The sequence below is a fragment of the Dactylosporangium sucinum genome, assembly GCF_014647515.1.
In the GTDB taxonomy this organism is placed as follows: Bacteria; Actinomycetota; Actinomycetes; order Mycobacteriales; family Micromonosporaceae; genus Dactylosporangium; species Dactylosporangium sucinum.
This window is the reverse complement of the sequence record NZ_BMPI01000024.1, coordinates 1-208: the sequence shown is the minus strand read 5'-3', so window position 1 is coordinate 208 and position 208 is coordinate 1.

The window sequence follows — 208 nt, the reverse complement described above, 5'->3', positions numbered from 1 at the left end:
ACCCATCCGCCGACCGCAAGACTTGGTGGCCTGGCCAGCGGAGCGCAGCCAGTGCCGCGCGCCAGCGCGGCATGGGGGATGCGGGGGGTTGAGCGGACGATGCACCATGCGAACCGCGAAGCCGCAGGCGGCAACCGCAACGACCCCGACCACCGCAACCACCGACATGGGGGTGTGGGTGGCGAAGCCCCCACTGGGGAGCGAGCGA